Here is a 608-nt window from a genome sequence, read left to right on the forward strand (position 1 = left end):
ACTGACAACATCACCTGGACAGCGGTGTTCACACCGGACGGTACAGGCACAGCACCAAGCATTGCGGTGGCTGATGGTAGCTACACAGATGTCTTGGGCAACTTGGGTACAGGCGATGTACTTGACGGTACAGACGGCTTTATCGTTGACCTTGTTGCACCGGTGGTGACTTTCCCAGATGTATCGACGAACGATACAACGCCTGCATTGACCGGTATGATCGATGATCCTACTGCGACTGTGGTGGTGACTGTGGATGGTGTGGATTATCCAGCGACTAACAATGGTGACGGTACCTGGACGCTTGCAGACAATACACTTCCAGTGTTGGCAGACGGTCCACATACAGTGAGCGTGACTGCAACAGATCTAGCAGGCAACGTTTCAACACCAGTAACCGGTACAGTGACTGTTGATGCGACAGCACCAAGCCTAGCGATTAGCGCAGATGACCTTGCACTTGCGGCAGGTGAAACAGCGAACATTAGCTTCACGTTCAGTGAGGCGGTAGCAGGCTTTGATGCAAGCGACATCACGGTTGTAGGCGGTACATTGACAGGCCTGACTACGACTGACAACATCACCTGGACAGCGGTGTTCACACCGGA

The 608-nt window shown here is 53.0% G+C and carries 1 protein-coding gene; it reads left to right on the forward strand.

What is annotated here, in order from left to right; all coding sequences use genetic code 11:
- The coding region (locus tag RFW85_RS00020; protein ID WP_309170986.1) for an Ig-like domain-containing protein at positions 1-608 on the forward strand (608 nt) is incomplete at both ends.

The organism is Acinetobacter sp. 12966 (assembly GCF_031196995.1).
GTDB classification, from domain to species: Bacteria; Pseudomonadota; Gammaproteobacteria; order Pseudomonadales; family Moraxellaceae; genus Acinetobacter; species Acinetobacter geminorum.